This window comes from Paenibacillus sp. PsM32, from assembly GCF_030433815.1.
GTDB lineage: Bacteria > Bacillota > Bacilli > Paenibacillales > Paenibacillaceae > Saccharibacillus > Saccharibacillus kyungheensis.
Window position 1 is genome coordinate 1 of the sequence record NZ_JARUWY010000135.1, and the last position, 203, is coordinate 203.

Here is a 203-nt window from a genome sequence, read left to right on the forward strand (position 1 = left end):
GAACCCCTGTTACCTCCGTGAAAGGGAGGTGTCTTAACCACTTGACCAACGGGCCTTACTTGTGGCGGAGAGAGAGGGATTCGAACCCTCGAGACGCTTGTGACGCCTACACGATTTCCAATCGTGCTCCTTCGGCCAACTCGGACACCTCTCCATATGGCTCCCCGAACAGGACTCGAACCTGTGACAACTCGATTAACAGT

1 tRNA gene is annotated in these 203 nt (G+C 54.7%); it reads right to left on the reverse strand.

Going from position 1 to position 203, the window contains the following annotated elements:
• Positions 1-62: 62 nt before the first annotated feature.
• Positions 63-154: transfer RNA gene (locus tag QCD85_RS23905), tRNA-Ser, on the reverse strand.
• Positions 155-203 lie beyond the last annotated feature (49 nt).